Origin of the sequence: Jutongia hominis, assembly GCF_014384965.1 — a bacterium.
GTDB classification, from domain to species: Bacteria; Bacillota; Clostridia; order Lachnospirales; family Lachnospiraceae; genus Butyribacter; species Butyribacter hominis.
This window is the reverse complement of sequence record NZ_JACRSW010000027.1, coordinates 293,216-318,827: the sequence shown is the minus strand read 5'-3', so window position 1 is coordinate 318,827 and position 25,612 is coordinate 293,216. Positions and strand designations below refer to the sequence as shown.

The 25,612-nt window shown below is 39.0% G+C and carries 18 protein-coding genes; all 18 read right to left on the bottom strand.

What is annotated here, in order from left to right:
* Positions 1-5: 5 nt before the first annotated feature.
* Positions 6-938, bottom strand: coding sequence for an ATP-grasp domain-containing protein (locus H8700_RS06910; protein WP_249304581.1), 933 nt, complete (start codon positions 936-938; stop codon positions 6-8).
* Positions 939-1,034: 96 nt separating this feature from the next.
* Complete coding sequence (locus tag H8700_RS06905) at positions 1,035-1,994, bottom strand: ATP-grasp domain-containing protein (RefSeq protein ID WP_249304579.1); 960 nt, start codon at positions 1,992-1,994, stop codon at positions 1,035-1,037.
* Positions 1,995-5,510: a DNA translocase FtsK 4TM domain-containing protein gene (locus H8700_RS06900; protein ID WP_249304577.1), complete on the bottom strand. Its 3,516-nt coding sequence runs from the start codon at positions 5,508-5,510 to the stop codon at positions 1,995-1,997. It lies immediately after the preceding gene.
* Between the two features lie 25 nt (positions 5,511-5,535).
* Positions 5,536-6,411, bottom strand: coding sequence for an undecaprenyl-diphosphate phosphatase (locus tag H8700_RS06895; protein WP_249304574.1), 876 nt, complete (start codon positions 6,409-6,411; stop codon positions 5,536-5,538).
* Positions 6,412-6,533: 122 nt separating this feature from the next.
* Positions 6,534-7,202 carry a ClpP family protease gene (locus H8700_RS06890; RefSeq protein WP_249304572.1) on the bottom strand — a complete coding sequence of 223 codons (669 nt, stop codon included), beginning with the start codon at positions 7,200-7,202 and terminating at the stop codon, positions 6,534-6,536.
* 134 nt (positions 7,203-7,336) lie between these two features.
* Positions 7,337-7,834, bottom strand: a complete 498-nt coding sequence (locus tag H8700_RS06885) for a Gx transporter family protein (protein WP_249304571.1) — start codon at positions 7,832-7,834, stop codon at positions 7,337-7,339.
* A 205-nt stretch (positions 7,835-8,039) separates the two neighbouring features.
* The gene (locus tag H8700_RS06880; protein WP_249304568.1) at positions 8,040-10,727 is read right to left on the bottom strand and encodes an HD-GYP domain-containing protein; all 2,688 of its coding nucleotides are present in this window, start codon (positions 10,725-10,727) and stop codon (positions 8,040-8,042) included.
* 197 nt (positions 10,728-10,924) lie between these two features.
* Positions 10,925-13,012: a polyribonucleotide nucleotidyltransferase gene (locus tag H8700_RS06875; RefSeq protein ID WP_249304566.1), complete on the bottom strand. Its 2,088-nt coding sequence runs from the start codon at positions 13,010-13,012 to the stop codon at positions 10,925-10,927.
* A 202-nt stretch (positions 13,013-13,214) separates the two neighbouring features.
* Complete coding sequence (locus H8700_RS06870) at positions 13,215-15,488, bottom strand: EAL domain-containing protein (protein WP_249304564.1); 2,274 nt, start codon at positions 15,486-15,488, stop codon at positions 13,215-13,217.
* A 162-nt stretch (positions 15,489-15,650) separates the two neighbouring features.
* Positions 15,651-15,917, bottom strand: a complete 267-nt coding sequence (rpsO, locus tag H8700_RS06865) for a 30S ribosomal protein S15 (protein WP_022140679.1) — start codon at positions 15,915-15,917, stop codon at positions 15,651-15,653.
* A gap of 163 nt (positions 15,918-16,080) precedes the next feature.
* Positions 16,081-17,412, bottom strand: a complete 1,332-nt coding sequence (locus tag H8700_RS06860; protein ID WP_249304562.1) for a S1C family serine protease — start codon at positions 17,410-17,412, stop codon at positions 16,081-16,083.
* 103 nt (positions 17,413-17,515) lie between these two features.
* On the bottom strand, positions 17,516-18,079 hold the full coding sequence (locus H8700_RS06855) for a 5-formyltetrahydrofolate cyclo-ligase (RefSeq protein WP_249304561.1): 564 nt from the start codon (positions 18,077-18,079) through the stop codon (positions 17,516-17,518).
* The gene (locus tag H8700_RS06850; RefSeq protein WP_022140682.1) at positions 18,069-18,290 is read right to left on the bottom strand and encodes a DUF896 domain-containing protein; all 222 of its coding nucleotides are present in this window, start codon (positions 18,288-18,290) and stop codon (positions 18,069-18,071) included. Before H8700_RS06850 ends, H8700_RS06855 begins: the two co-directional genes overlap by 11 nt.
* Before the next feature lie 86 nt (positions 18,291-18,376).
* Positions 18,377-20,074 (bottom strand): NAD(P)/FAD-dependent oxidoreductase, encoded by a 1,698-nt coding sequence (locus H8700_RS06845; RefSeq protein ID WP_249304559.1) that lies wholly within the window; start codon positions 20,072-20,074, stop codon positions 18,377-18,379.
* 30 nt (positions 20,075-20,104) lie between these two features.
* Positions 20,105-21,382 (bottom strand): BaiN/RdsA family NAD(P)/FAD-dependent oxidoreductase, encoded by a 1,278-nt coding sequence (locus H8700_RS06840; protein ID WP_249304556.1) that lies wholly within the window; start codon positions 21,380-21,382, stop codon positions 20,105-20,107.
* Between the two features lie 116 nt (positions 21,383-21,498).
* Positions 21,499-22,185 carry a BofC C-terminal domain-containing protein gene (locus H8700_RS06835; RefSeq protein ID WP_249304552.1) on the bottom strand — a complete coding sequence of 229 codons (687 nt, stop codon included), beginning with the start codon at positions 22,183-22,185 and terminating at the stop codon, positions 21,499-21,501.
* Positions 22,186-22,262: 77 nt separating this feature from the next.
* A complete protein-coding gene (locus H8700_RS06830; RefSeq protein WP_249304548.1) occupies positions 22,263-23,948 on the bottom strand; it encodes a MutS-related protein in 1,686 nt (561 codons plus the stop codon).
* A 256-nt stretch (positions 23,949-24,204) separates the two neighbouring features.
* Positions 24,205-25,470, bottom strand: a complete 1,266-nt coding sequence (locus tag H8700_RS06825; RefSeq protein ID WP_249304546.1) for a C40 family peptidase — start codon at positions 25,468-25,470, stop codon at positions 24,205-24,207.
* Positions 25,471-25,612: the final 142 nt, after the last annotated feature.

The window sequence follows — 25,612 nt, the reverse complement described above, 5'->3', positions numbered from 1 at the left end:
TTATTTTATACAAATCTTTTTATCCATCTGACATAATCTTTTACGATATCTTTTGAGGTTGTCTGGTATAACATCCTGCATCCGACCATTTCTTCAAGTTCATTAAAGATCCATCTTTCCTGTTCATCGATCAAAAAATCAATTCCAGCCATACCAAGCGTTCTTTTTGAAAATGCTTTTACAAAAGCATTTACCCATTCTTTTTCTTCTTCGTTCATAGAATATGCAGATACTGCCCCACCCAGAGAAAAATTCGAACGGAAATCTTCTTTTCCCTGACGAAGCACAGCCTGATAGATCATATTACCAACAATATATACTCTGACATCACGACTCTTTGATGCAATCTTTTCCTGTATCAAAACGTCTTTTCCCCGATATGTTTCCAACATGGCAAGCAGCTTTTGTCTGTCCTGCCCAGACTGTTTAGACAGTGCTTCTTGCAGGTTCTGTCCTTTTTGAATTGTGACCGGAAGCAATGCAACTTCACTGCCTCCATGCCCATTGACACTTTTGATCACAATTTCGGTTTCTTTTTGTGCCTCAAAAATGTTCGAACCAAATGACGGGAAGTTATCTAGCCATTCTATAAGCTGATCTTTAGAAAGAAAGAAGCTTTCCGGTTTCCACTTTTTCATTTTGACTGCGTCAGGCAGATGATCTTCTAAAAAGCGTAATGTCTTTGCCTTGTGATTTCCAATCTCCGTGATCAGACTGTCATGAAAAACGACAATATTTTTATGTTCATACCATTGACTGACTTTTGTATCTCTGGTCCGGTTCAATACAAAGTCCGGCAATGGCATTTTAGAATATTCTTCTTTTGCGACAAAAGAAAAAGCAATGTTCTCTAACTCTCCTGCCTTTTGAAACATCTGAATAAATCTTTCATTCTTCTTTGCTTCCCATGCTTCATAGATCAAATATCCCTGCTTCACTGCTTTTTCTCCTTTGCTCTCTTTTGTCTGTTCTGTCAATATAAAGGCCCTTCATCATCTGTCACCCGGATTTTAACGTTATTGCATTGCAAAAGGCTAATGTTCATTTTTGACCAGTGCATCTTTTATATAATGCATAATATGATCCGCTACATTGACATTTGTACATTGAAAGATATTTTTAAAATGTGCATTCGAATTAACTTCACATACCACATTTGCTCCATGCTTTGTACCATTTGCAAATAACAGATCAACACCGGCAAAATCAAGTCCCAGCGCTTTTGTAGTCCGAACGGCTAATTCACATTCTGCTTGGGATGGTGTATAACATTTCATGCTTCCGCCATTTGTAATATTGGCACGAAAATCTCCATTTTCGGAATAGCGGTACATCGAAGCCACAACCTTGCCGCCAACAACCTGAATGCGTACATCTTTTCCTGTACTCTTTTGTATCATTTGCTGATAAAGAAATGGTTTACCACCTAATTTTTTCGTATATCTTATCAGATCTTCTTTGTCTCTTGCAATATAAACCTGCATTCCAAACGAACCGAAACATTCTTTGATGATCATTGGAAATTCCAGTGTTTCAATGACTTTGTCTAAGAAGTCCAGTTTGGTATAACCAATATTTGCATATGTCATCGGAGCAGCGATCGTCGGGATCAATGGAATCCTTTCTGAATCATTTTGCGTCATATTCCATTCCCACAGAATGCGATATGTCTCCATTTTATTATCACATGCTGCAATCGCTTCGATCGAGTTAAACATTGGTACCTTTTTTTTCTTACAAATATCCTGTAATAGTTTTCCATATGAAACATCTTTATCCCAGAAAAGCACAAAATCCACTTCTGATACGACCTTTTCTAATTCTTTCGGAACAAACATTTCTCCTTTGCCCGGTATCAGGCAGAGCAGATCTGTATTTTCAAGAAGCGACAGGGCAATATCATATTGCTCTGCCGCTTCTTTTAACCATTCATAATGTTCCACAAACTTGTCAGTTCTTAAAAATGCATTTGTTACTAAAACACCGTGAAACATCTATATTTCCTCCATTGTTGCAACATTTTCTTCTGTGTCGATAATCGCAGATTCTATAATCTCCTGCTCTTGCGCTATACTGCTGCTATCGACAGTTTCTATTTCTTCGCCATGAAGCATTGCCTCAAACTCTTCCATTGTCATTAGCACTTTTCTTGGCTTTGTACCAACTGCCGGACCGACAACGCCTGCCTTATGAAGCTGATCAATAATTCTGCCGGCACGGTTAAAACCAATTGAAAATCTCCTTTGAAGCTGTCCTGCTGCTGCTCTGTCCGATTCGATCACAAATCTTCCTGCGTCTTCAAAATATTCATCATTTTCCGGCGCCGCTTTCTTCTCTGCCGGCTCTGTCTCCGGTTCTTCGACAATCTCTGTTACAGAATGATCGTATTCCGGAGTCGCGTTATTTTCACGTAAAAAATCTACCACATCGCTGACTTCTTTATCCGATACAAATGCACCCTGTACACGGATCGGTTCCGAATATCCTGTTGGGAAAAAGAGCATATCTCCCTTTCCGAGCAGTTTTTCTGCTCCACCACGATCTAAGATTGTTCTCGAATCAATTGCAGAAGATACGGAAAATGCAATTCTTGACGGAATATTTGCTTTGATCACACCGGTAATGACATTGACAGACGGGCGCTGTGTCGCAAGCACGAGATGGATTCCGGCTGCTCTGGCAAGCTGTGCTAAACGGCATACGGCATCTTCTACGTCTTTTGATGCAACCATCATCAGGTCTGCAAACTCATCAACGATAACGACCAGATATGGCATTTTTGAATATCCTGCCGCCTGTGCATCTTCCATTTTCTTAATCTTTTCATTGTAGCCTGCAATATTTCTTACACCAAGTTCTTTGAACTTATTATAACGGTCTCCCATCTCACGTACTGCCCAGTTTAATGCAGCAGCCGCTTCTTTCGGATCTGTCACAACCGGACAGAACAGATGCGGAATTCCATTATAAACACTTAATTCTACTACTTTCGGATCAATCATGATCAATTTTACATCTCTTGGATCCGCCTTATATAAAATACTCATGATCAATGTATTGATACAAACCGACTTACCGGAACCGGTTGCTCCGGCAATCAATAAATGAGGCATCTTGCCAACATCAGCCATAATCAGTTTTCCTGCTATGTCTTTTCCGACTGCAAAAGTAAGATCGGACTTAGAAGATGCAAACGTATCTCCTTCTAACAGCTCTCGAAAAGCCACAGGACTTGCTGTCGGGTTTGGTACTTCAATACCCACCGCTGCTTTTCCCGGAATCGGTGCTTCAATACGGACACTGGTTGCTGCCATACTTAACTTGATATCATCGGCTAAGTTTGTGATCTTATTGACACGTACTCCCTGCTCCGGTAAAAGTTCGTATCTTGTAACGGTAGGACCACAGATCACCGCACCCATTTTTACATTGACATTAAAGCTCTTTAATGTATCCTGAAGCTTTTGTGCGGTTAACCGCAATTCACTATCACTAACCGCATTGCCTGCATTCTTCGGAAGCGAAAGCAGATCAAGCGGCGGAAACTGATATGGTTTTTCATCTACAGGTGCTACTTTACTTTCATTTAAAGCGTTGAAAGTATCTGATGCCGACACATAATCATCCCCGCCAAATTTGCCATGTCCTTTGACCGTTCTGGTATGATCTCTGTCTTTTGCCATTGCCTGTGCCATCACAACTGCTCCGGCGCTGATCGCTGTTTCTTTTGGAATTGTGTCAGATGCCTGTACAGTCTTTGCCTGCTCCTGATTCGTTGCATTCTTTTCAAAATCAGACTGCTTCTTGAAAAGATGATCTGCGTCTTTCTCTAAACCGGTATGCTCTCCAAAGACATCATCTGTATCTTTTTCAGAACCGGTATGCTCTCCAAAGACATCATCTGTATCTTTCTCTGAACCGGTATGCTTTTCAAAGACATCATCTGTATCTTTTTCTGAACCGGTATGCTCTCCAAAGACATCATCTGTATCTTTCTCTGAACCGGTATGCTCTCCAAAGACATCATCTGTATCTTTCTCAAAAACGATATGCTTTTCAAAGACATCATTTACATTTTTTTCAGAACCGGTATGCTTTTCGAAAGAATTTTCAATGTTTCCTTTGATAGCAGACTGTCCTTTAGGATCCTTATCGCTATTCTCTTCTGCATAGTGCAACTCAGCTAAGATATCGGCTGCACTTTCTTCTAAACTTTCCGACTCACAGGAATGATCTTTAAAATATTCTTCCGGTCCTGCTGCATCTTTTGGTACCGGCTTTTTGGTTTTCTTATGCTCTCCAAATTTTTGACGCATCTCATTGCGATAGATTGGAATCGAAAGCGTTTCTTCTGCCTGCATCACTGCCGGTTCTTTTGTTGCTGTTTCCTGCATCACCGCCGGTTCTTTTGTTGCTGTTTCCTGCATCGCAACCGGTTCTTTTATCGCTGCCTCCCGCTTCTTGCTCTTTTGTGCCGCTTTTTTATTGGCAGTCCGTGCTGACTGTTCTTGCAAGGACTGTTCTCTTTGTTCCTCAATAGATTCCTGTACTGCTTTTTCCATCTGGTCCAGACGTTCATTGATCTTTTTCAGGTCAAAGCTTAGTACACGCTCTTCTTCCTTCTCTTCTCTTGTCTTTGGCAATGGATACTTAGATGTCACATGCTCTTTAAATACTTCCCTTGAATTTTCTTTTCCTTTGTTTTGGAAAACACGATAGGACGGTTCATTATACTTTTCCTCTTTGCTGATCTGATCATATACTTCCTGCATTTCTTCGCGATAGGCATTTCGTTTTCGAAGCATCCGCATCATTTCCATGCCATAGAATATGTAAATGCAAAGGACCAACAAAGCCAGTAGGATAAATACAGCACCGATCTTTCCGATCAGACCGGAAAATATTGTGCCAACCGCTCTTCCGATCAAACCGGCGTTCCCTTTTCCCTTTTCCATCACATCCTTGCATGTCCGAAACATACAGTCTGCATAAGCAGGGTGCATCACATGATTCGTTGTATAATATTCTGTAATGATCTGTTGCTGAAACAATAGATCACATAACCCAAGCACCGATAGGACAATTCCCATAAAACCAATGATCTTTCTCCATACCATTTTATTGCCACGGTTGACCAGATAAACGGTACTGCCCAAAATAGCAACAACAGGAACCAGCCATGCAAACCAGCCAAAAAAGCCAAAGAAGAGTCCGCCTACAACCGTTCCTGCTTTTCCTGCAAATCCCAAAAAACACAGGTATAGGAAAAAAGACAAAATAGCGATGACCAAAACGGTTACGCCCAATTCAAAGGCAAGCTTGTCTTTATATTCATTGATCTCTTCGATGGAACGTCTCCGTCCTGTTGCACTCTTTCTGCCTGTCTGTGTATTTTTCTTTTCCGTTGTATTTCTTCTTGTAGTTGTTCTTTTTGCTGTTCCTCTTTTTGTACGACTATTTGCGGTACTATGTTTTCGGCTCCCGCTTTGCGATTTCTTTGTTGCAGCCATACTAACCCTCACTTTTTCTTATATATTAACTAAAAAAATAATATCCGATAGTGAACATTCCCATGATCACACAATAAACAGAAAATCCGATATATTTTTTATTACGTACCATACGCATCATCAGACAGATTGACAAATAACCCACAATGGCAGCGATCACGGTCGCAATACCACAGGATACCATATCTGCACTGTTCAGATGCAATGACTTAAAATCCTTCAATTCTAAGACAACCGCTCCTAAAACTGCAGGAATGGACATGATAAAAGAATACTTTACAGCAAACTTCTTATCAAATCCACACAGCAGACAAGCAGTGATCGTTGTTCCGGATCTTGAGATACCGGGCATCGTAGCAAGTCCCTGTGCCGTACCGATCGCGCAGGCCTCTACATATCCTGCTTCTTTTGGCTTTTTTGTACCAACTTCCGCATGATCGGCAATCCATAAAAAAGCTGCGGTGATCAATAGACAGATACCCGGTACTAAGATCATTGTATTTGCAGCTTCAATCGTATCTGATAGCAGCACGCCGATGATTCCGGTCGGAATCGTCGATACGATCACCAACATCACAAATTTGCGATAAGAAGTGCGGATCACATGATGATACTTAAGGTCCTGTCCCATTCTTCGAAAAATAAAGATCAAAGCATTTCTAAAAACATCTCCTATAATATGAAATCCTTCTACGATCATCCGACGGATATCCGCCCAAAATGCCACAAAAATAGCAAGAAGTGTTCCTAAATGCAGCATAACATCAAAAAAAACACCGCCATTATCTAAATCTACTTTCAATATTTCTTTTACGATCACTAAATGACCTGAACTGCTTATTGGAAGAAATTCCGCAGCCCCCTGAATAATTCCTAATAGAATAGCTTTCCAAATCGGCATAATTTTCATCCTTTCCCGTACAACTAACGATTACGCATTTTATTATTATACCGATATTTGTTCGGAAATGCAAACAAATGTCCGCTATCTTCTCGGTCTGCCTTTCTGTTATCTGCTATCTTCTATCTGTTGTCTGCCTGCTTTTCCCTCTGACTGATCTGTTCTTTTAACTGCTCCAGTGCATCTTTAATACCGCCTACACGCTGGAACAATCCGGCATCGACGGCTTCCTGTCCGACAAAGATCGTACCAAGATCGCGGCTTAAAATCCCCGGTTTGACCATCCATTCCTGAATCTTTTGCTGTGAAACGCCTGTATGGGAGGAAATAAAACCGGTTATTCTCTCCTGGATCAATTGAAAATACTCATAGGTCTGCGGTGCACCAAGTATCGGTCCGTTCATACGCACCGGGTGAATGATCACCGTTGCACTTGGTGCGATCACTGTCTGATCGGCTGCTACCGAAAGCGGTAGTCCGATCGAATGACTGTCTCCTATGACCAAAGCAATGGTCGGCTTTGACAAAGAAGCAATAAAATCTGCCATGGCAAGTCCGCACGATACATCTCCACCTACGGTATTGATAAGGAAAAGAATTCCTTCTACTTCTTCCTGATTCTCTGCTTTTGTAAGCAACGGTAACACATGTTCATATTGTGTTGTCTTAGTCTGCTGTTGTGCACTTTCGTGTCCTTCGATCTCGCCAATGATCGAAAACATCCAGATCACCTTACTTTCTCCAACACCTTTTAAGATTGTAAGTCCGTATTCTTTCATATCTTCATCCATAAATTACCTGCCTTTCCGGTCAAGAGCACACATATATCTGTCCTGATTTGCAACCTGATAATAAAAAAAGAAGAAACTACATATCTGATAAGATATGCTATTTCTTCTTTTTTTATTCTTTGTTATTTTTCTGATCATTCCGAAAAAATAGGATGCAAGCGTTTGACTAACATACTTGCGATCAGACCGATCACAACTCCGGCAATCACTCCGGATACCAGTAAAACCGGCAGATAGTAGATGATCTTTTCGGTTTGCAAAACGATCATCGCAACAATGATCTGACCAATATTATGACTGACACCACCTGCTACGCTGACACCACAAGTTGAAAAACGTACACTTCTTTTTAGCAAAACCATCACAATCAGACTTAACAATCCACCTGCCAGACTATACAAAAGTGAATACAGATTTCCAAATGTCAAACCAACCAAAAGAATTCGCACAAAAGAGATTCCTATCGTTTCTTTCATCGAACTTTCATATAAGCATAATACAACGACAATATTCGAAAAACCTGCCTTGACTCCCGGAACACCAAGGTTTAATGGAAGTACAGATTCTATATAGCTGAGAACAAAAGCAACTGCCACAAGCATAGCAATCCTTGCTATCTGTTTTGTATGCATCTGCAAGATCCTCCATTTTCTGTTAATGTACTCTCAAAATCTTCTAAACGAGAAATTCCGATTGCTCTAAGTTTTCTCAGTTACACCTTCTTGCCCTTCGGACAAGAAGTGTCCCTCGCTCAAAGAGCTCGGTCAATTTCGATTTATCAAACTCATTTTATACTCCATCTTCTCGCCAAGCTCGGTCAATTCCGAGCATCAATATCTATGCATTAAAGTAATTTGCACACAGATAATCTGATATGTAAAATAATACGAATTTATCATCTACTGTATGATAAAAAACAACACGCATCTTATTGTCCTTATGTACAAGAAGCTGATCATTAATAATCTGTGGTTCTCCAAAAATCTCTGTCAGCTTTAACAAAATATCATTGACCTTACTTGGAACCAACAAAAAAGCACCGAGATTTACAAATCCCTTAAAGAAATAATAATAAATACTGCTAACACCACTATCTTTGCTTGTCTGTCCAAACAGCAGACTCTTTGTTTCATTTTCAAAAGATAAGATCATTGGTTTTTTCTCTAAGAATTGTGCATTATTAAATGTCTCGCCCCAGTCAAAATGCATAAAACCGCTACGGCAATTAAAGTCAACCTCCATTGCCCCTCTGCTTGGAATCGGATATTCTACTGAAATATATTTACTGTATTTTTCATAAAAATCACAGGCGATCCGAACGGATTTATCGGTATTAACATCTACTTTTTCTACAACCTTCTTACCACTGACAGGCGGAATCCATCCCGGAGGACACATATGTTCAATGAAAACATCTGCGATGTCGGAATCAAACTCTGTACCACGTCCAAGATAAATAATATTTAATGCTTTTTCAATCTCCCATGCCTCTTTATAGCGACGTTTGCTTGTCAATGCATCAAATACATCGGCAATCTTGATGATCTTTGCAAATAATGACAGTTGATCTCCTTTTAAACCATCCGGGTATCCTTTTCCATCAATTCGTTCATGATGATGACGTACACCATCAATAATCTCTTTGCTGATACCAACCTCAGATAACATTTCTGATCCACGGATCGTATGGAATTTCATCTGTTCAAAATCATTCTGCGTATACACACTTGGTTTGTTCAACACATAATCCGATACACCGATCTTACCAATATCATGTAATAACGCCGTAAATTCCAGATCGTACTGTTCACTTTTTGAAAGCTTTAACCAGATACCGATATCTTTTGATATACTTGCAACTCGCTGCGAATGTCCTGCTGTGACAGGATCTTTTGCATCAATTACAGAAATCATCAAAGATAACATAGAGAAATACATTCTCTGATGCTCTCCTCTTTCATGCTGTGCTTTAAAATAAATATACATAGAAAACAACATCAACGAAATGTATGATGCATTCTGTGTCTTTAACTTTCTTTTCAGGCCAATTGCCGTATAGGTAATCTTTTCTGACTCCAGATCAAATACAGGCAATGGCACAAAAGCAATATAATTGATCCCCTGAAACAGATTGGAACGTACCTGTACAACAGAAGATGTAACTGCCGTACTATTCCAGAATTCCGTTTCAACAAACTTTTTATTGCGATGGTTCTCTGCTGCCAGTTCTTTTAACATAAATGAATTCTTGTCCATAACAGGAAGCAGCAAAGAAGCAGAAAGATCCTGTTCAATCTCACTTCTGTTCTTCATCAGATACTCCGAATAAGATACCGAATGATCAATATTAATGATTGCATCCGAGAAACGTATGACTGCATCAATCGGCAGATTCTTCATATTCAGTCTCGCAAAAAGCTGTTTGAATACACATAATACTATAAATGTACCGCTGATAAATATTATAAATCCTACAATCGGCACATAATAAATGCCCTTATCATACAGCAATATATTAGCAAGAACGATCAGTACGATCTCTGCAACATAAACAATTGCCCCCGCCCACACAGGCAGGAACAAAAGTACAACTCCAAGTAACAATCCGGCAAAAAAGATCACAAAAATCTTTTGTAATATTGAAAAGGATGGTATGCTGACCTCATTTTCAATCGTACCTAAGACATCAATATAATAATCTGCAAGATCCTGCGTTTCCCCTTCACCATTTGTTACTGTAACAGATGTGTCGTTACTGTTATCCTGAATAAAGAAAACTGCCCCCGCATATTGATCCGGGTTATGAAAGTGTATTGCTTTTTGATAAAACTCCTGAAAATCCAGATACTTTACGTTATATTTTGCTGTTTTATGTACGGTAACCATACCATTTTCTGATGTATAAAGTGTATACGATCCACCGGTCTTTTTCTTAACTGTCAGTCTTTGTTTTGCACTATCATATCTTACTTTTTCTCCATGCATTGTCATCATATAATATGGAAGATAATTCTTAGCATATTTTGCTTTTGCAATAACCGAAAACTTCTTCAAATTTCCGGTTGGAGCATCCATATAATCAATCTGACCACATCGGTCATCTTCATGATAATATCCAAGATTTTCATTATTATAACGCCAAAATACATTCTTTGCATTACGGAATGTTGATAAAAAGGTTCTTTCTGTAGATGGCTGCTTTAAAAGATCCGTTCCTAAAATAAATATACCATCTGCTTTTATAAGACCTTCCGAAACAAGATAACGAAGTCCGTTTTGATATTCTGTATTGATCTTTTCTTTTTCTGCAGTTGTCAGATCATCATCCTGGCTGGTATCTATTGTTAAAACATATACTTCCTGTTTTAATCCAAGGCTTTCTTCCTGTCCGATATATCTTGAATGTACAAAATCTTCCAGATCAATTCCAAGTGAATGGAACAGTAAAATTCCACCTATGCTAAAAAGCATACAGACCGCCAATACGATCAAAAGTCTCAATTCTATTTTACGAACTTTCTTCATTTTGTTTATCTTCTCCTTCTATTCCCACTCAAACTGCCGAAAAAAGCTTTCTTCCGGGCGAATTTAAGAACCTTCAGCCAGAAAAAAGACAGCCCACTTATTATAATAGCATGGACTGCCTTTTGTGAAAAGCTTTTCTTTATTGAAATTATATAAAAACTCTATAAATTATACCTTTTCAAAACTTTACTTCCGCATTATTGTGCATCTTTGATGCTAAAGCTCATTCTTCCCATCTTATCTTTGCCTAAGCATACTACTTTGACATGATCCCCTAATGTAAGAACATCTTCTACATGGTTAATGCGCTCTTTTGCAATCTTAGAGATATGAACCATACCTTCCTTGCCCGGTGCAAACTCGATAAATGCACCAAACTCTTTGATATTGATAACATCACCTTCTAAAATCTGACCTTCATAGAAATCTGTTGTAATGATCTCTATCAGACGTTTTGCTTCTGCCATCTTTTCTTTATCCTCACCACAGATTGATACGGCACCTTCATCAGAGATATCAATCTTAACACCGGTACGCTCAATCAATGTGTTGATCGTCTTACCACGCTGTCCTACTACATCACCGATTTTCTGTGGATCGATCTGCATCTGGATGATCTTTGGTGCATATTTGCCAACTTCTTTTCTTGGCTCTGCGATTGTTGGAAGGATTGTATTCTCTAAGATATACATTCTTGCTTCTCTGGTACGCTTGATCGCTTCTTCTACAATCGGACGTGTCAGACCATGGATCTTAATATCCATCTGGATTGCTGTAATACCATCTTTTGTGCCGGCAACCTTAAAGTCCATATCCCCAAAGAAGTCTTCCAATCCCTGAATATCGGTAAGAACAATATAATCATCATCTGTGTCACCTGTTACAAGACCACATGAAATACCGGCAACCGGCTTCTTGATCGGTACACCTGCCGCCATCAATGACATAGTAGACGCACAGATACTTGCCTGTGAAGTAGAACCATTTGATTCAAATGTCTCAGAAACCAGACGCATTGCATATGGAAACTCTTCTTCGGAAGGTAATACAGGGACAAGTGCCTTCTCCGCTAAAGCACCATGACCGATTTCACGACGTCCCGGTCCACGGCTAGGCTTTGTCTCACCTACAGAGTATGAAGGGAAGTTATACTGATGCATATAACGCTTACTTGTTACATTAGGATCTAATCCATCAATCTTTTGTCTTTCTGACAATGGAGCTAATGTTGTGATCGTACAGATCTGTGTCTGTCCACGCGTAAACATAGCAGAACCATGTACTCTCGGAATAATATCCACTTCACCGGCTAACGGACGGATCTGTGTGATTTCTCTGCCATCAGGGCGCTTGTGATCTTTTAAGATCATCTTACGAACTGTCTTTTTCTGATACTGGTATACTGCTTCATCCAATACAGCAAGCCATTCTTCCTTATCTGCAAATGCTTCTGCAAGCTTTTCTGTGACATTACGTACATTTTCTTCTCTGGTCTGCTTATCATCTGAGAAAACTGCTACTTCCATTTCTGCCGGAGGCACGATCTCCTTGATCGCCGCAAACATCTCTTCCGGTATTGCACAGCTTGTATATGCATGTTTTGGCTTACCAATCTCATCTACCATCTTGTTGATAAATGCAATGATTTCCTGATTGACTTCGTGACACATATAGATTGCTTCGATCATCTTGTCTTCCGGAATCTCATTGGCTCCGGCTTCAATCATAATTACTTTCTCACTTGTAGAAGCAACGGTAAGGTTTAAGTCACCGTTATCCCACTGTTCCTGACTTGGATTGACAATGAATTTTCCATCGATCATACCAAGCTGTGTAGTTGCACAAGGACCTGCAAATGGGATATCAGAAATACTTGTTGCAATCGCAGAGCCCAGCATAGCCACTAACTCCGGTCTGCATTCCGTATCAACAGATAACACAAGGTTATTTAATGTACAGTCATTTCTGTAATCCTTAGGAAACAAAGGGCGCATCGGACGGTCAATAACACGGGCTGTCAACACAGAGTTTTCTGAAGCTTTTCCCTCTCTCTTATTAAATCCGCCCGGAATTTTTCCAACCGAGTACATTTTTTCTTCAAATTCTACCGAAAGTGGGAAGAAATCAATTCCCTCTCTTGGTTTTTCAGAAGCTGTTGCGGTACAAAGTACCGTAGTATCACCATAGTGCATTAATGCAGCACCATTAGCCTGCTTTGCTACTCTTCCTACATCAACAGTAAGTGTTCTGCCTGCAAGCTCCATGGAATATGATTTGTATGCCATGTAAAATCTCCTTTCCGGGTTATCCCCTGACGACTAGCGTCTTATCTTCATTGAAAAAGTGCAGACAGAATCCGAAACAACTGAAAAACTCACCATGCTGATGAGCATTTCAGAAGTCTCGGCAATGGCCTGCACACCAATAATAAATATACCACGAACCCCCATGATATGCAAGAAGTTCGTGGTATCAGCCGCTTATATGTTAAAAAATATGATACTTGTCTTCAAACTCATTCGTTGGAATTGGTTTTGAAAAATAATACCCCTGAAAAATACCACAGCCCATATTACTTAGCATCGTAAGCTGTTTTTCCATCTCAACGCCTTCCGTTATCACGTCCATTCCAAGCTTGCCGGCAAGTACAATGATACTTTCTAAGATATCCATTCCTTTTGCTTCATTTTCGGATGCACGTAAAAATCCCATATCAATCTTTAATACATCTGCACTGATATCTTTTAACATATTCAACGAAGAATATCCACTTCCAAAATCGTCTATCTCAATCTTAAATCCATATTCCTGAAGCTGTTTTAAAATCTCCATATTTTTATCAAAGTCAGACATTAATGCTGTCTCCGTAATCTCAAGATTCAGACGATCCGGACGGATATCATACTTTTCTATGAGTCCTGTAAATATCTCATAAATATCTACAAAATAAAAATCCTTCGTAGAAATATTAACCGATATATGATATTGCTCTGCTCCCTTGTCCTTCCATTCTTTTAACTTTTGTGCAGCGCTTTCCCATATATATCGATCCAGTTTATAGATCAGTCCTGCTTTTTCCAAAACATCAATAAACATCGCTGGTGAAAGCAGTCCTCTTTGTGCATGCTGCCAGCGTACTAAAGCTTCTGCACCATACAGTTCACCTTTCGCATTGACCTGAGGTTGTAAAAACATCACAAATTCTTTGCGATTTAATGCACCTTCAAACTCACCGATGATTCTTCTTTCTTCGATTGATCGGTCAAAGAGATTCTTGCTATAAAAAGCAATATCACTATGATAATCGTTCTCAATCGTTGTGCTTGCAAGATTTGCTTTGTCACACATAATGCTGATTGGTTCTTCAATATTTATGATATCATATACCCCCACAAAGATATGCATACGGAACGCACTGTTTTGTGTTTCCTCCTGTAATTTAAAAATCACTTCATGAACTACATTTTCTCTGAGATCCTTTCGTGGAATACACATTGCAAAACGGTCATTTTGCATTCTCGCTAATAAGGTTCCTTTTGGGGTATACTCACGCATGAGTTCTGCCTGACGAAGCAGAACAGTATCTCCTTTTTCCATTCCAAACAATTCATTGACAAACTTAAAATCTTTAATATTACTGCAAACCAGACAATATTTTTTATCCGGATTCTGATGGAGCAGCTCATAAACATCCTGATAAAATTGTTCTTTGTTTAACAAGCCCGTCATACTGTCATGAGAAGCGCGATATTTCTCATACTCTAAAGACGCAATTTCTTCCGTCCTGTCATTAAATATAAAACAATCACAAATCCAGTTTTGCTTATCGTCATAAATTCTTTTATATGTAACTTCATATGTTTTTTCTGCTTCTTCCTTTTTGACAGAAAAACGGAATTGCATGGCATCCTTTACCTGATCCGTCGTATGCAGCCATTTATGATATTTTTGTTCTAAAATTTCTACATTGCCGTCTGTATCATATAATTTCTGAATCAATTCATTTGTATAAATACACTTTCCACTGTTATCAAAGCAAACAATTCCATTGTTCATGTCTTTAATCACCAAAGACATGGTATTTTCAATCAACATATTTGGTACATATTCCAATGTAAAATAATAAATCAGGATTGACATACATCCAAATGCAAGCATAGATATATTATAAAGAAAATGAGAATACATTGAGCTCAGATCCAAAATAAATCCCACAAAAATCACTATAAATACAACTTCATAACGAAAACGATAAAATTTAGAGGAACGCAAGATCATAATTAAGTAAGACAAAATAACCATTATCATAAAAAGATAATTGACTATAAAATGCAAATCAAACAAATAATAATTATGTACAATGCGCATCGCTCTTTCTGCATTATCGACATATTGATATTCAAAAATGTGATGAGTCCATGTATTAGCAAATAACGATACAGAGTCAATCATTGCATAAACATATGTTATATACTTAATAGCACGTATCCCTTTAAACAAACCGGTATAGTATTCCGTATAAAGCATCAGCAGAATCAGAAGCCAGTCAAAACAGATAAGTGTGATACCCTTGGAAAAATTCTTAATTGCTAACTGCGGTACATAAGTATAGATTGCAAAAAAGATGCTGCAAACAAAAGAAAGTCCACTATAATAATATACGATACGTCCTGCTTTTTTCGACGCTGTTCTTGCTCTCCATGTACAAAATCCCAAAAGAAACATTTCTGCATATAAGATAATACCAAATATAATATCCATATATCTTCCCTCCGTGAATTCTTTCTTTTCATCCATTTAATATTATAACTTTATTTTATAAGGAAAACAATATGATTTTCATCGGATTATTACCTTTCTTCACTCTTACAAGAAAAATCGCCATGCATAGCATGACGATCTCTGTTAAGATATCATATAAAATTATTTTCTTAAACCTAACTTCTCGATCAACTGACGATAAGCATCAAGATCTTTCTTCTGTAAGTAAGCTAAAAGGTTACGACGCTGACCTACCATTTTAAGAAGACCACGTCTTGAATGATGATCTTTGTGGTTTTCTTTTAAATGCTCTGTTAATTCTGCAATACGAGCTGTTAAGATAGCAATCTGTACTTCCGGAGAACCTGTATCTCCTTCTGAACGTCCGTACTCTTTCATAATTGCTGCTTTCTTTTCTTTACTGATCATAGTAAAATCCTCCTATATTTTCTTTTCGTCCGCCGGTTACTAAGAAATGGTTGGAGTTTCCAATACCTGAGTAACGGCATAACAACTTGTTTACTATACCATATCTTTTATCTGCTGTAAAGTAGTTTCTTTGCCATTCTTTTTATTTTCTGCTGTTTTTACTTTAGTTGCCAAAAAAACTGTTGCCGGAATTTCCATTGTTTCCATAGCTATTGCCACCGGAATTACCGTTTGAGTTATTATTTCTATTGCCAAAGCTATTGCTGTTTCCCGAATTGCCGTTAGAGCTGTTGCTGTTTTCACTGTCTGAACTGCTGTTAGAACCGCTCTCTGATTTCTTTCCTAATGTGATCGTTAATGTCTTTTCTTTATATTCACCATTGTCAGAACGTTTTACAACAATCTTTACCTTTGTGCCTGCTTTTGTATTGGACAGCTTTTCCTGCAGACCTGTCATGGAAGTAATCTCTTTTCCGGCAAATTTTACGATGATATCACCTTTTTTCATACCGCCATTCTGAGCCGGTGAATCAGAGGATACTTCACTGACATATACGCCCTGTGGCATATTATAATATTTTGCATATTCTTCGCTGACATCGGTACCTTTGATTCCAAGATATCCCTGCTCATCTTCTGATACGGCTTCTGATTTGATAATATCATTGATGATCGGTACTGCGGTAGAGATCGGAATTGCAAATCCCATCCCTTCGACTTCTTCATCTGCATACTTTGCTGAGTTAATGCCGATCACGGCACCGGAAGCATCGACTAAAGCACCACCACTGTTGCCCGGATTGATCGCTGCATCTGTCTGAAGAAGTTTCATCGTAACATCTTCTGCTGAAACTTCACGTTCTTTGGCACTGATATACCCGACTGTTACGGAAGTTCCATACCCTAATGCATTACCGACCGCGATTGCCTGATTACCAACCTTGACATCATCTGAATTTCCAAGTGTTGCTACTTTAATATTCTTTAATGTCTTGCTTGAGAGCTTTTTCATTGGTATTTCAACCACGGCAAGATCTGAATCGGAATCGGTTCCTTTAACAGTTGCATCATAAACGCTTTCATCATTAAACTTAACGGAAACCTTTGTTGCATCACTTACTACATGATTATTCGTTGCAATATATAAATACTTGCTGTCCTGTGCTACGATAATACCGGAACCACTGCCTGTAGCATCCTGTGAGTAAGTTCTTCCAAACACATCACTTGATGTTTCTGTTACGGTTACATCAATCGCAACGATTGATGGCAGCACATTGTTTGCCACGGTAGAAACGCCGCTGTCTGATGTTGTATTTTTTGTTGAAGTAGAAGACAATGTCGTTGCTGAAATATTCTGTGTCGATGCTGTTGCACTCGATTCTGCTGCAATATTATTTTTGTAAATATGATTTGCTCCTTCAAATGTCATGCCACCTACTAATCCAAATACTGCCGCATATGTTGTTGCTTTTAAAAATGTTTTCTTTATCATATATAACACATCCTTTCAATATCTATCATCTGTTTTCTCTTTGTATCTTACAATGACTATCTTACAATCAGCTTATGAATAAGATGTGTTGTAAATGTGATGATTATGTGTCCTGCATAATAGTTTCGCATTCCGTTACGATACAGTCTGCCGTCTGGTCATGTTCCTGTACTGTGATCTTAGAAAAAACCTGCTTATAATAAGCGAATGCCACTTTATATAAGCTGTTTTTCTGACTTGCTATATAACGGTCATAAAAACCACCGCCATAACCGATCCTGTGTCCCATCCTGTCAAATGCAAGTCCCGGCATAACCATAATGCCGGAGATACCATGAACAGGTAAAAGTGTATCTATCGGTTCTAAGATATCCCTGTATCCCTTTTTCAGATCCTGCATCGAGGTGATCTCATAAAAGTCCATCTCTCTTCCGTTTACTTTTGGAACATAAACGTGCCTGCCTTCTTTCCAGAGCATTTTGATCAAAGAAATGGTATCTATCTCGGTTCCAAACGAAGTATATACAAAAAAATGCTGTGCGTTTTGTACTCGTTCTATCTCAAAAAAATGTGTCAAAATCGCCTGATCCATCTGCTTTTTTTTCTCTGTTTTTAAACCGGCCCGATAGGCTTTCATCTGCTTTCGGATTTCTTTTTTATTTTCCATATTTTTTTCTGTGTTCCTCTCCTAAATCCACTTTCTTTCCGTCAGGATGAACAACAACTACATTATTTAACTGGCTCGTAATATTATTTCGGATCGATGCTAAATATTCTCCGCGAAGTTCCTGCTGTTCTTTCTTTTCAGCCGCAGTCAGTCCTTCTGCCTTTGATTTGTGATATAACTCATTGATCCTTGCTACTTTCTTATCATCCATATTTGTTTTCCTCTCATTTCTTATACTTATTTTATATCATGAATTTTGCTTCAATACCGCAAGCCGACTCTATAACATTTTCTGCTTTATAATAATAACATCTGTGCCACACGGATGCCATCCATCGCAGCCGATGTGATCCCGCCTGCATATCCGGCACCTTCTCCGCAAGGATATAACCCCTGTATATTCGACTCTAATGCTTCATTACGCACCATACGCACCGGAGAAGATGTTCTGCTTTCTACACCTGATAAAATCGCATCCTCTCTTCCATATCCTTTGATCCTGCGGTCAAATGCCTGTATCCCCTCTGCAATTGCGTCACCGATAACAACCGGCAAGATTGCACGCACATTTGCAAAATCATAACCGCCTTTCATCTGCGGCATAAAACTTCCGAAACCTGTACTGCACCGATTAGCCAGAAAATCACCAAACAACTGTACCGGTATCTTTCCATTAGACGCTTCATAGGCTGCTTTTTCGAGTTTACGCTGAAAAGCAACTCCTGCCAGAACATCCGCTGAGCCAAAATCACTTGGATCAACGGTGACTACGATCGCACTGTTTGCATTCGCACTATCCCTTCCAGAATAACTCATTCCATTGACAGCTAACATGCCTTCTTCTGAGGATGCATTGACAACATATCCGCCCGGACACATACAAAAAGAATAGACACCTCTTTTTTGTGCTGTCTGGTGTGTTACTTTGTACTCTGCTGTCGGAAGCTTGGTATACCATTCCCCATATTGCGACCGGCCGATCATTTCCTGCGGATGTTCTATGCGGACACCTACGGCAAATGCTTTTTGCTCCATCTTTATCCCGCTTTCCTTTAGCATCGAAAACGTATCTCTCGCACTATGTCCGATTGCAAGGATCAGCGCATCACACAAAAAATTCTTTTTCTGACCGTCAATCGTTGCCATTACTTCCTGCACCTTGCCATCTTTTATGATAATGTGTTCCATTTTTGCGCCAAAATAAATCGTGCCGCCAAGAGACAGTACCTCTTCCCTGATATTTTTAACGACTTTTTTTAAGACATCGGTTCCAATATGCGGTTTTTGCAAATATAAGATTTCTTCCGGTGCACCAAATTCCACAAAAGTGCGAAGTACCTGTTTGTTTCTTCCGGATGGATCTTTTACCAAAGTATTGAGCTTTCCATCCGAAAAAGTACCGGCACCGCCCTCGCCAAATTGTACATTGCATTCGGGATCCAAACCTTTTCCTTTCCAGAATGCATCTACTTTATCCTGTCGTTTTTCAACTTCAAGACCTCGTTCCAAAACAACCGGCTGCTTTCCGGCTCTTGCAAGTTCTAACGCTGCAAACATTCCGGCAGGTCCAAAACCTGCGATCACTGTTTTTTTTGTATCATTTCCATTCTGAAACACCTGTTCTTTAGGATCACTTGTCTGATTGCTTTGTCTGCCATTTTTGCACCGTTCATCTGCCGGTATATTTTTTATTACACAATCTTTTTCATAAGAAACATCATTTTTCCCATATTGTTTCACTCGTTTTTGTTCTTTGCTTCCTGATAAAGAGACACGATAAATGTATTGGATATTGTTTTTCTTTCGTGCATCCATCGATTTTTTTTCAATACAGAAAAAAGTAATCTCTTCTATCGGCATTTTGATCAGCTTTGCAGCCGCTTTCTTGACAAGTTCTTCTTCTGCCTTTCCAATCTTTCCTTTGCAAAACAATTCCGGTTCTGCCTTTTTTACCAGTTCTTTGACCGGAACTTTTACCTGACTCATATGTATCATGTCATTCCTCACTTATGCTTTCTTATCTTTTTAACGTTCTTTATGACGCATCCCACAGGCTTTTCCTGCCAGATAACCGGATGTCCATGCCCATTGCAAATTATAGCCTCCACAGATTCCGTCAATGTCTAAAAGCTCACCAGTAAAATATAAACCTTTGCATAATTTTGATTCCATGGTATCCGGATCGACCTGACCGGTTGCGAGACCGCCTGCCGTAACCTGTGCTTTTTCAAAGCCGCTTACTTCTTTGATCGTAAGGACATTATGCTTGATCTTTTGGGCAAGCTGCTGTATTTTCTTTGGCAGGCACTGTTCTGCTTTACTTGCCGGATCAATATGACATTGCTGCAAAAGAACCAGTCCAAGCTTATCAGGAAGCAGTCCTTCTATCAGATCGCCAAAAGACTGTTTGGGATTCCATTCTGCCCTGCGTACAATCTGTTTCACGATCCATTCTTTGGAATGATCCGGCATACTGTCTAATACAAGATATGGCTTTCTTTTCTTTTGTAATTCGACCGCGGCAAAACGGCTGACCTGAAAGACCGGAATGCCTGATATTCCGTAAGCAACCATCTGAATCTCCCCCCGGTCTTTAGCAAGCAGCTCGTCATCCTGATCGTATAAGAAAACTTCTCCCTGTATTCTGATACCGCTCCACTTTTTCATAAAGTTGCCTTCTAATACAATAGAAGTCAATGCACTGGCAGGTAATACCAGTTGATGTCCGAATGCCGCAGCAAACTCATAGCCGTCTCCCGTACTTCCATGCACCGGAGCAGCCATCCCGCCTGTTGCAACGATCACTCTTTTTGCTACATAACTGTCTTGATCCGTTGTAACTACAAAGCCATCGTTTCTTTTGGAATCTTTTTGTACCGAAAGCACTGCTTCTTCGAGTTTCACTTCGACTTTCTGACGCTTTAATTCGTTTTCTAAAGCATGTAATACCACGGTTGCCTGATTTGCTGCCGGATACATATAGCCGTTTTTATCTGTTGCCAGGATACCGATTTGGTCAAACCATTCAATCGCATCTTCTGCCGAAAAATGCTGCATGGCATTCCATGCAAAGTTTGCATCTTTTCCACGATAGCATTCTTTTTTTTGCACTTTGTTTGTAAAATTGCATCTGCCATTTCCGGTTGCTAACAATTTTTTGCCAAGCCGGTTCTTTTTTTCTAGGATCATCACATGAGCATGTTCTCTTGCCGCCATGATCGCTGCCATCATCCCGGAAGCTCCTCCTCCGAGAACAAGCACTTCTATACTGCGCATTTCTTTTGTTCCCTTTCTTTCTATCATAAAGATATATGATCAGATTGTTTTTAGCATATAAACTTTCTTTTCTATCATAAAATGAATTGTATGGTTAAATTATTTTTTTCCTTTTATGCAAAAGAACCATCTGCTTTGCATCATCAGGAAGAATAATTTTCCAATATACTATATAACTCATTTTCATCTTTGACTTCTACGCCTTTTTTTAACTGTGTTCTTTCTTCTGTGGTCAGATTTTTTGTCTCGATCCCGGTATATTCATAGATCGTATTCTTATCTCCATAATATACAACAACTTCTCCGTCTATTGCAATCAGATAATAACGATATGTCACTTTACTGCTGTCATAGATCTTCTTTACGATCAGACGGTCTTTTGCAAACGCAACAACGCCAAAGCTTTGCAAACCATCTAAATATTCCTGCACCGGCAGACTGCTCATATATTTTTTGCAATATGCATCTGTCTCGTCACGGTCAAGTCCTACAAGCTCTTTGGGAAGTGTCTCATATTCCGTTGTAGTCTGTTTGCTGGCGGCATCATATTTTTGTACCTGATAGACCGTATCGACACTAAGCTTCTGGTTTGAGGCTTCTGCCTGAATGCTCTTCATATTTTCTTTCACCGCATTTTTTGCTGCTGTCGAAGCTTCCTTCTTTACATTTTCATCGATCGAAGCTGTCATTTCCTTTTGCATTTCTTTTTCAAATGTCTTTTGACTGCTTTTCACATGATAAAACGCACAAAAATATCCGGTCAGTCCGCCAAAAACCACACTGCATACCATCAACAATGCGACCAGCCAATAAGATGTTTTCTGTTTCATATTTTCACCGTACCTTTCTTTCCTAGCACTTCTCTCTTTCTACTAGTATTGCACGGTTTTATAACTTTATACAAAAGCTATTCCCAGATTCCTTTTTGTAAGAAACGATCGACTCTTTGCTGTGAACGCTTTACGACTTCTTTATCAAAACCGATCACTTCTAAAAGTCTTATCGCATTTCTCGAATTTGCTCTTCCTTCTTTTAACAGGTAATCAAAGGAAACATCACCATCCTGTAACACTTCTTCAAAATGACAATTCTGATATATATCTTCTAATAAATACGTTAATTCAATATCATGCGTTGCCGCAAAGCATAAAGCATTCTTTTTAGCAATTTCTTCTAGTAACTGTGAAGATGCTGCCACACGCTCAACGGTATTTGTACCTCGCAATATCTCATCAATAAAGCAAAGTACCGCAACATCATCTTCTCGTATTTTGGTAAAAATACGTTTTAAGGATTTGAGCTCAACGATGAAATAACTTTCCTGTGATAAAATATCATCACGCAATGCCATCGACGAATAGATCCGGTAAAAAGACGAACAATATTCGTCTGCCAATACCGTATGTATCGTCTGTGCAAATAATACATTGATCGCTACTGCTTTTAAAAATGTCGATTTACCGGATGCATTGGAACCGGTAAAGAGTATACTTTTGTCGGTATCAATTGAATTTTTGACCGGATTTTTGATCAACGGGTGGTATAGCATTTGCATTTTTAGCTGCTTGGAATGCTCCTTTTCCATCTCAAATTGCGGAATACAATATGTTTCTACACTGTCACGAAAAGAGGCAATTGCGATGATCGCATCCAGATAGCCGATGATATCATACAATTCTAATAATTCTTTCTCATATTTGCAAACTTCTTTGATCATTGTTCCTATTTTGATCAGATCGACATGACACAAGATTCTGACATAGTCAAAGACTGCATCAAACAGACTGCCTGATATCGAACTTCCACCGGATACCAAAAAAGAAAATCTCGAAAACTTCCGAAACTTGCCTGCAAGCTCTTTCATCCGCCTTCGTTCGTTTTTTGCTGCCACAAAATCAACGGAACTGATCGCATCACATTTTTTGATCGTTCGCAAAATAAAAGAAAACAATGCCAGATACGATGTCATTTCTGCTTTTGCCTTATAATAAAAATATGCATTGACCGCCATAACAACAAACAGCAAAAGGATCATTTCTGACGGAAAGAACGGCAGCATCACAACAGAACCAATCATTGCAAGACATGCGATCAGATGCGGAAAACGCTTTACCTGTAGTTGATCTAACTCTTTTGCCAAACTTAAAAATTCATACACGGATATCTGGTCTGTCTTACCAATATCACACAATGCCATTTCAAGATCATAACGCTTGTCTTCCTGTTTTGTGATCTCTTCGATCAACTGTTCTCTCTTATCTAATTCTTCTTCCTGATAAAGAGGGCTGCGTAGCAAATGGTACAGGTATTCTTCACCGGCTGATGTTCTGGTATGATTTAATAACATAAAGATCTGATCCATCTCCAGATCATTCCATGTAATATCATCGATGTCTGACTCTTTTTTCTTTTGTTCATGATAAAAGCAGATATTCCGAAAGATCTTATCGCTATATTCGTCTCTTGTTTCCATTCCCCATTCCTGTTTTAACAGAAATTGTATCTTATCTTTATACTTTTGCCGATCATAAAATCCTTTTAACAAAAAAAGAATTACAAATATAAGAATACCAACTAAGATTTTAAAAAGCATTTTAGTTTCCTCCCAAAACGTTAAAATGTATAACGATCCGTTTTTCCACTGTGTGGTAATTGCATCCTCACAGAGCATTTTATGCTTTATAGGAAACAACGGATTTTCTATTCCACAAAAAAGATACACCACAGGATTTTCCTATGATGTATCTAAATATACCATATTTTATTCCATATGCCAAAAGCATGTCTGTATTCCTGTCATTCAAAAAAATCTGCCTTCTTATGTGACATACAGGAATAATACATCCTTTTTATGAAAAACGTCCGATCTTTAACGGCTTACGGTAGTATGCATTTGAGATCTTAATACCATCTCTGGCATTACTTGCATGAATGATCTTTCCTCCGCCGATATACATTGCTACATGGCTGACATGACCGCTTCCATAGAAGAACAGATCGCCCGGACGTACCTCGGAGCTTTTCACGCTACGGGATGCAGATGCCTGCGCCGCAGATGTTCTAGGGATCGAAATACCAAAATGTCTGTAGATTCCCATTGTAAATCCCGAACAGTCTGTTCCGTTTGTCAAGCTTGTACCACCCCATACATAGCGGTTCCCCAAAAATTGCATTGCATAGCTGACCATAGAACCATTACCTGAATCAGAAGAAGAACTGCTGTCAGACTCTTTGAAAGATACTGCACTCTTTAGCTTATACTTGATCGAAACAAAATCCTTGCTGACAAACACCTTTTCATCATCGATCGAAAGCATGACCCAGTTAGAAAGGTCATCATACATTGCATCCAGATCTACACCTTTTGTCGCATTCTTGCTGCTTTTCTTTTTGACATAGTTTTTCATATATTCAACGGTAAGATTTTCTTTTTCTACCGTATAATCTTCATCCTCTGATAACTGATCATAGATCGGTGCATCTGTACTTGGCAGATAACGTACATTTAATGTCTCTGTCTTTACGATTGCTTTTAAGGAAGCAACTTTCAATGCTTTTTGCTGTGCTGCCTCTCCCTGTATCAGATATTTTGTTTTGACATAACCTTTGACTTTTCCTGAACGGATCTTTGACCAGCCTTTTTTCGTCGAAAGGATATCGCATCCTGTATTTTTTGTCATCTTTCCGACTAAAGCAGAGTTTTCACTTGCCTTCTTTCTGACATTCAAATATGTGTCTACTTTTACAATACCTAAATTCTTATATTTTGCACTTAATTTAATCTTTTGTTCCGGCTCTTTTGTTGCCTGCGGAGTAAGATCTGTCAATGTAGTCTGATCCGGTGCAGCCGTTGCTGCTACATCCTGTACCTCAGCAGACTGCTGTGTTGTATTGACCGCACCTGTCTGTACATTTTGTGCTTCTTTTTGTGCCTGTGCTGCATCTTCCTGTGCATCAGCGATCACAGTTTCACAATAATGATCTAATGACAGTGTGATTCCGGCAAGCGGCTTTTCCTTTGAAATTGAAACAGCCTGTCCATGTATTGAAACCAAACTTCCTGTCAATACAACAATCGTGCCTGCCATAATAAATTTATGATATCTTTTTTTCATGGTATTCCTCATTTCCAATCACTTTTTATACAGAACAAGGTATTTCCTATTTAGAAACACCTTGTTCCTTTGTTGCAAAAAATTCACAAATGTTACAAAACTATTACAAGTATAGCAAGTGATGTAATAATTGTCAACCAGC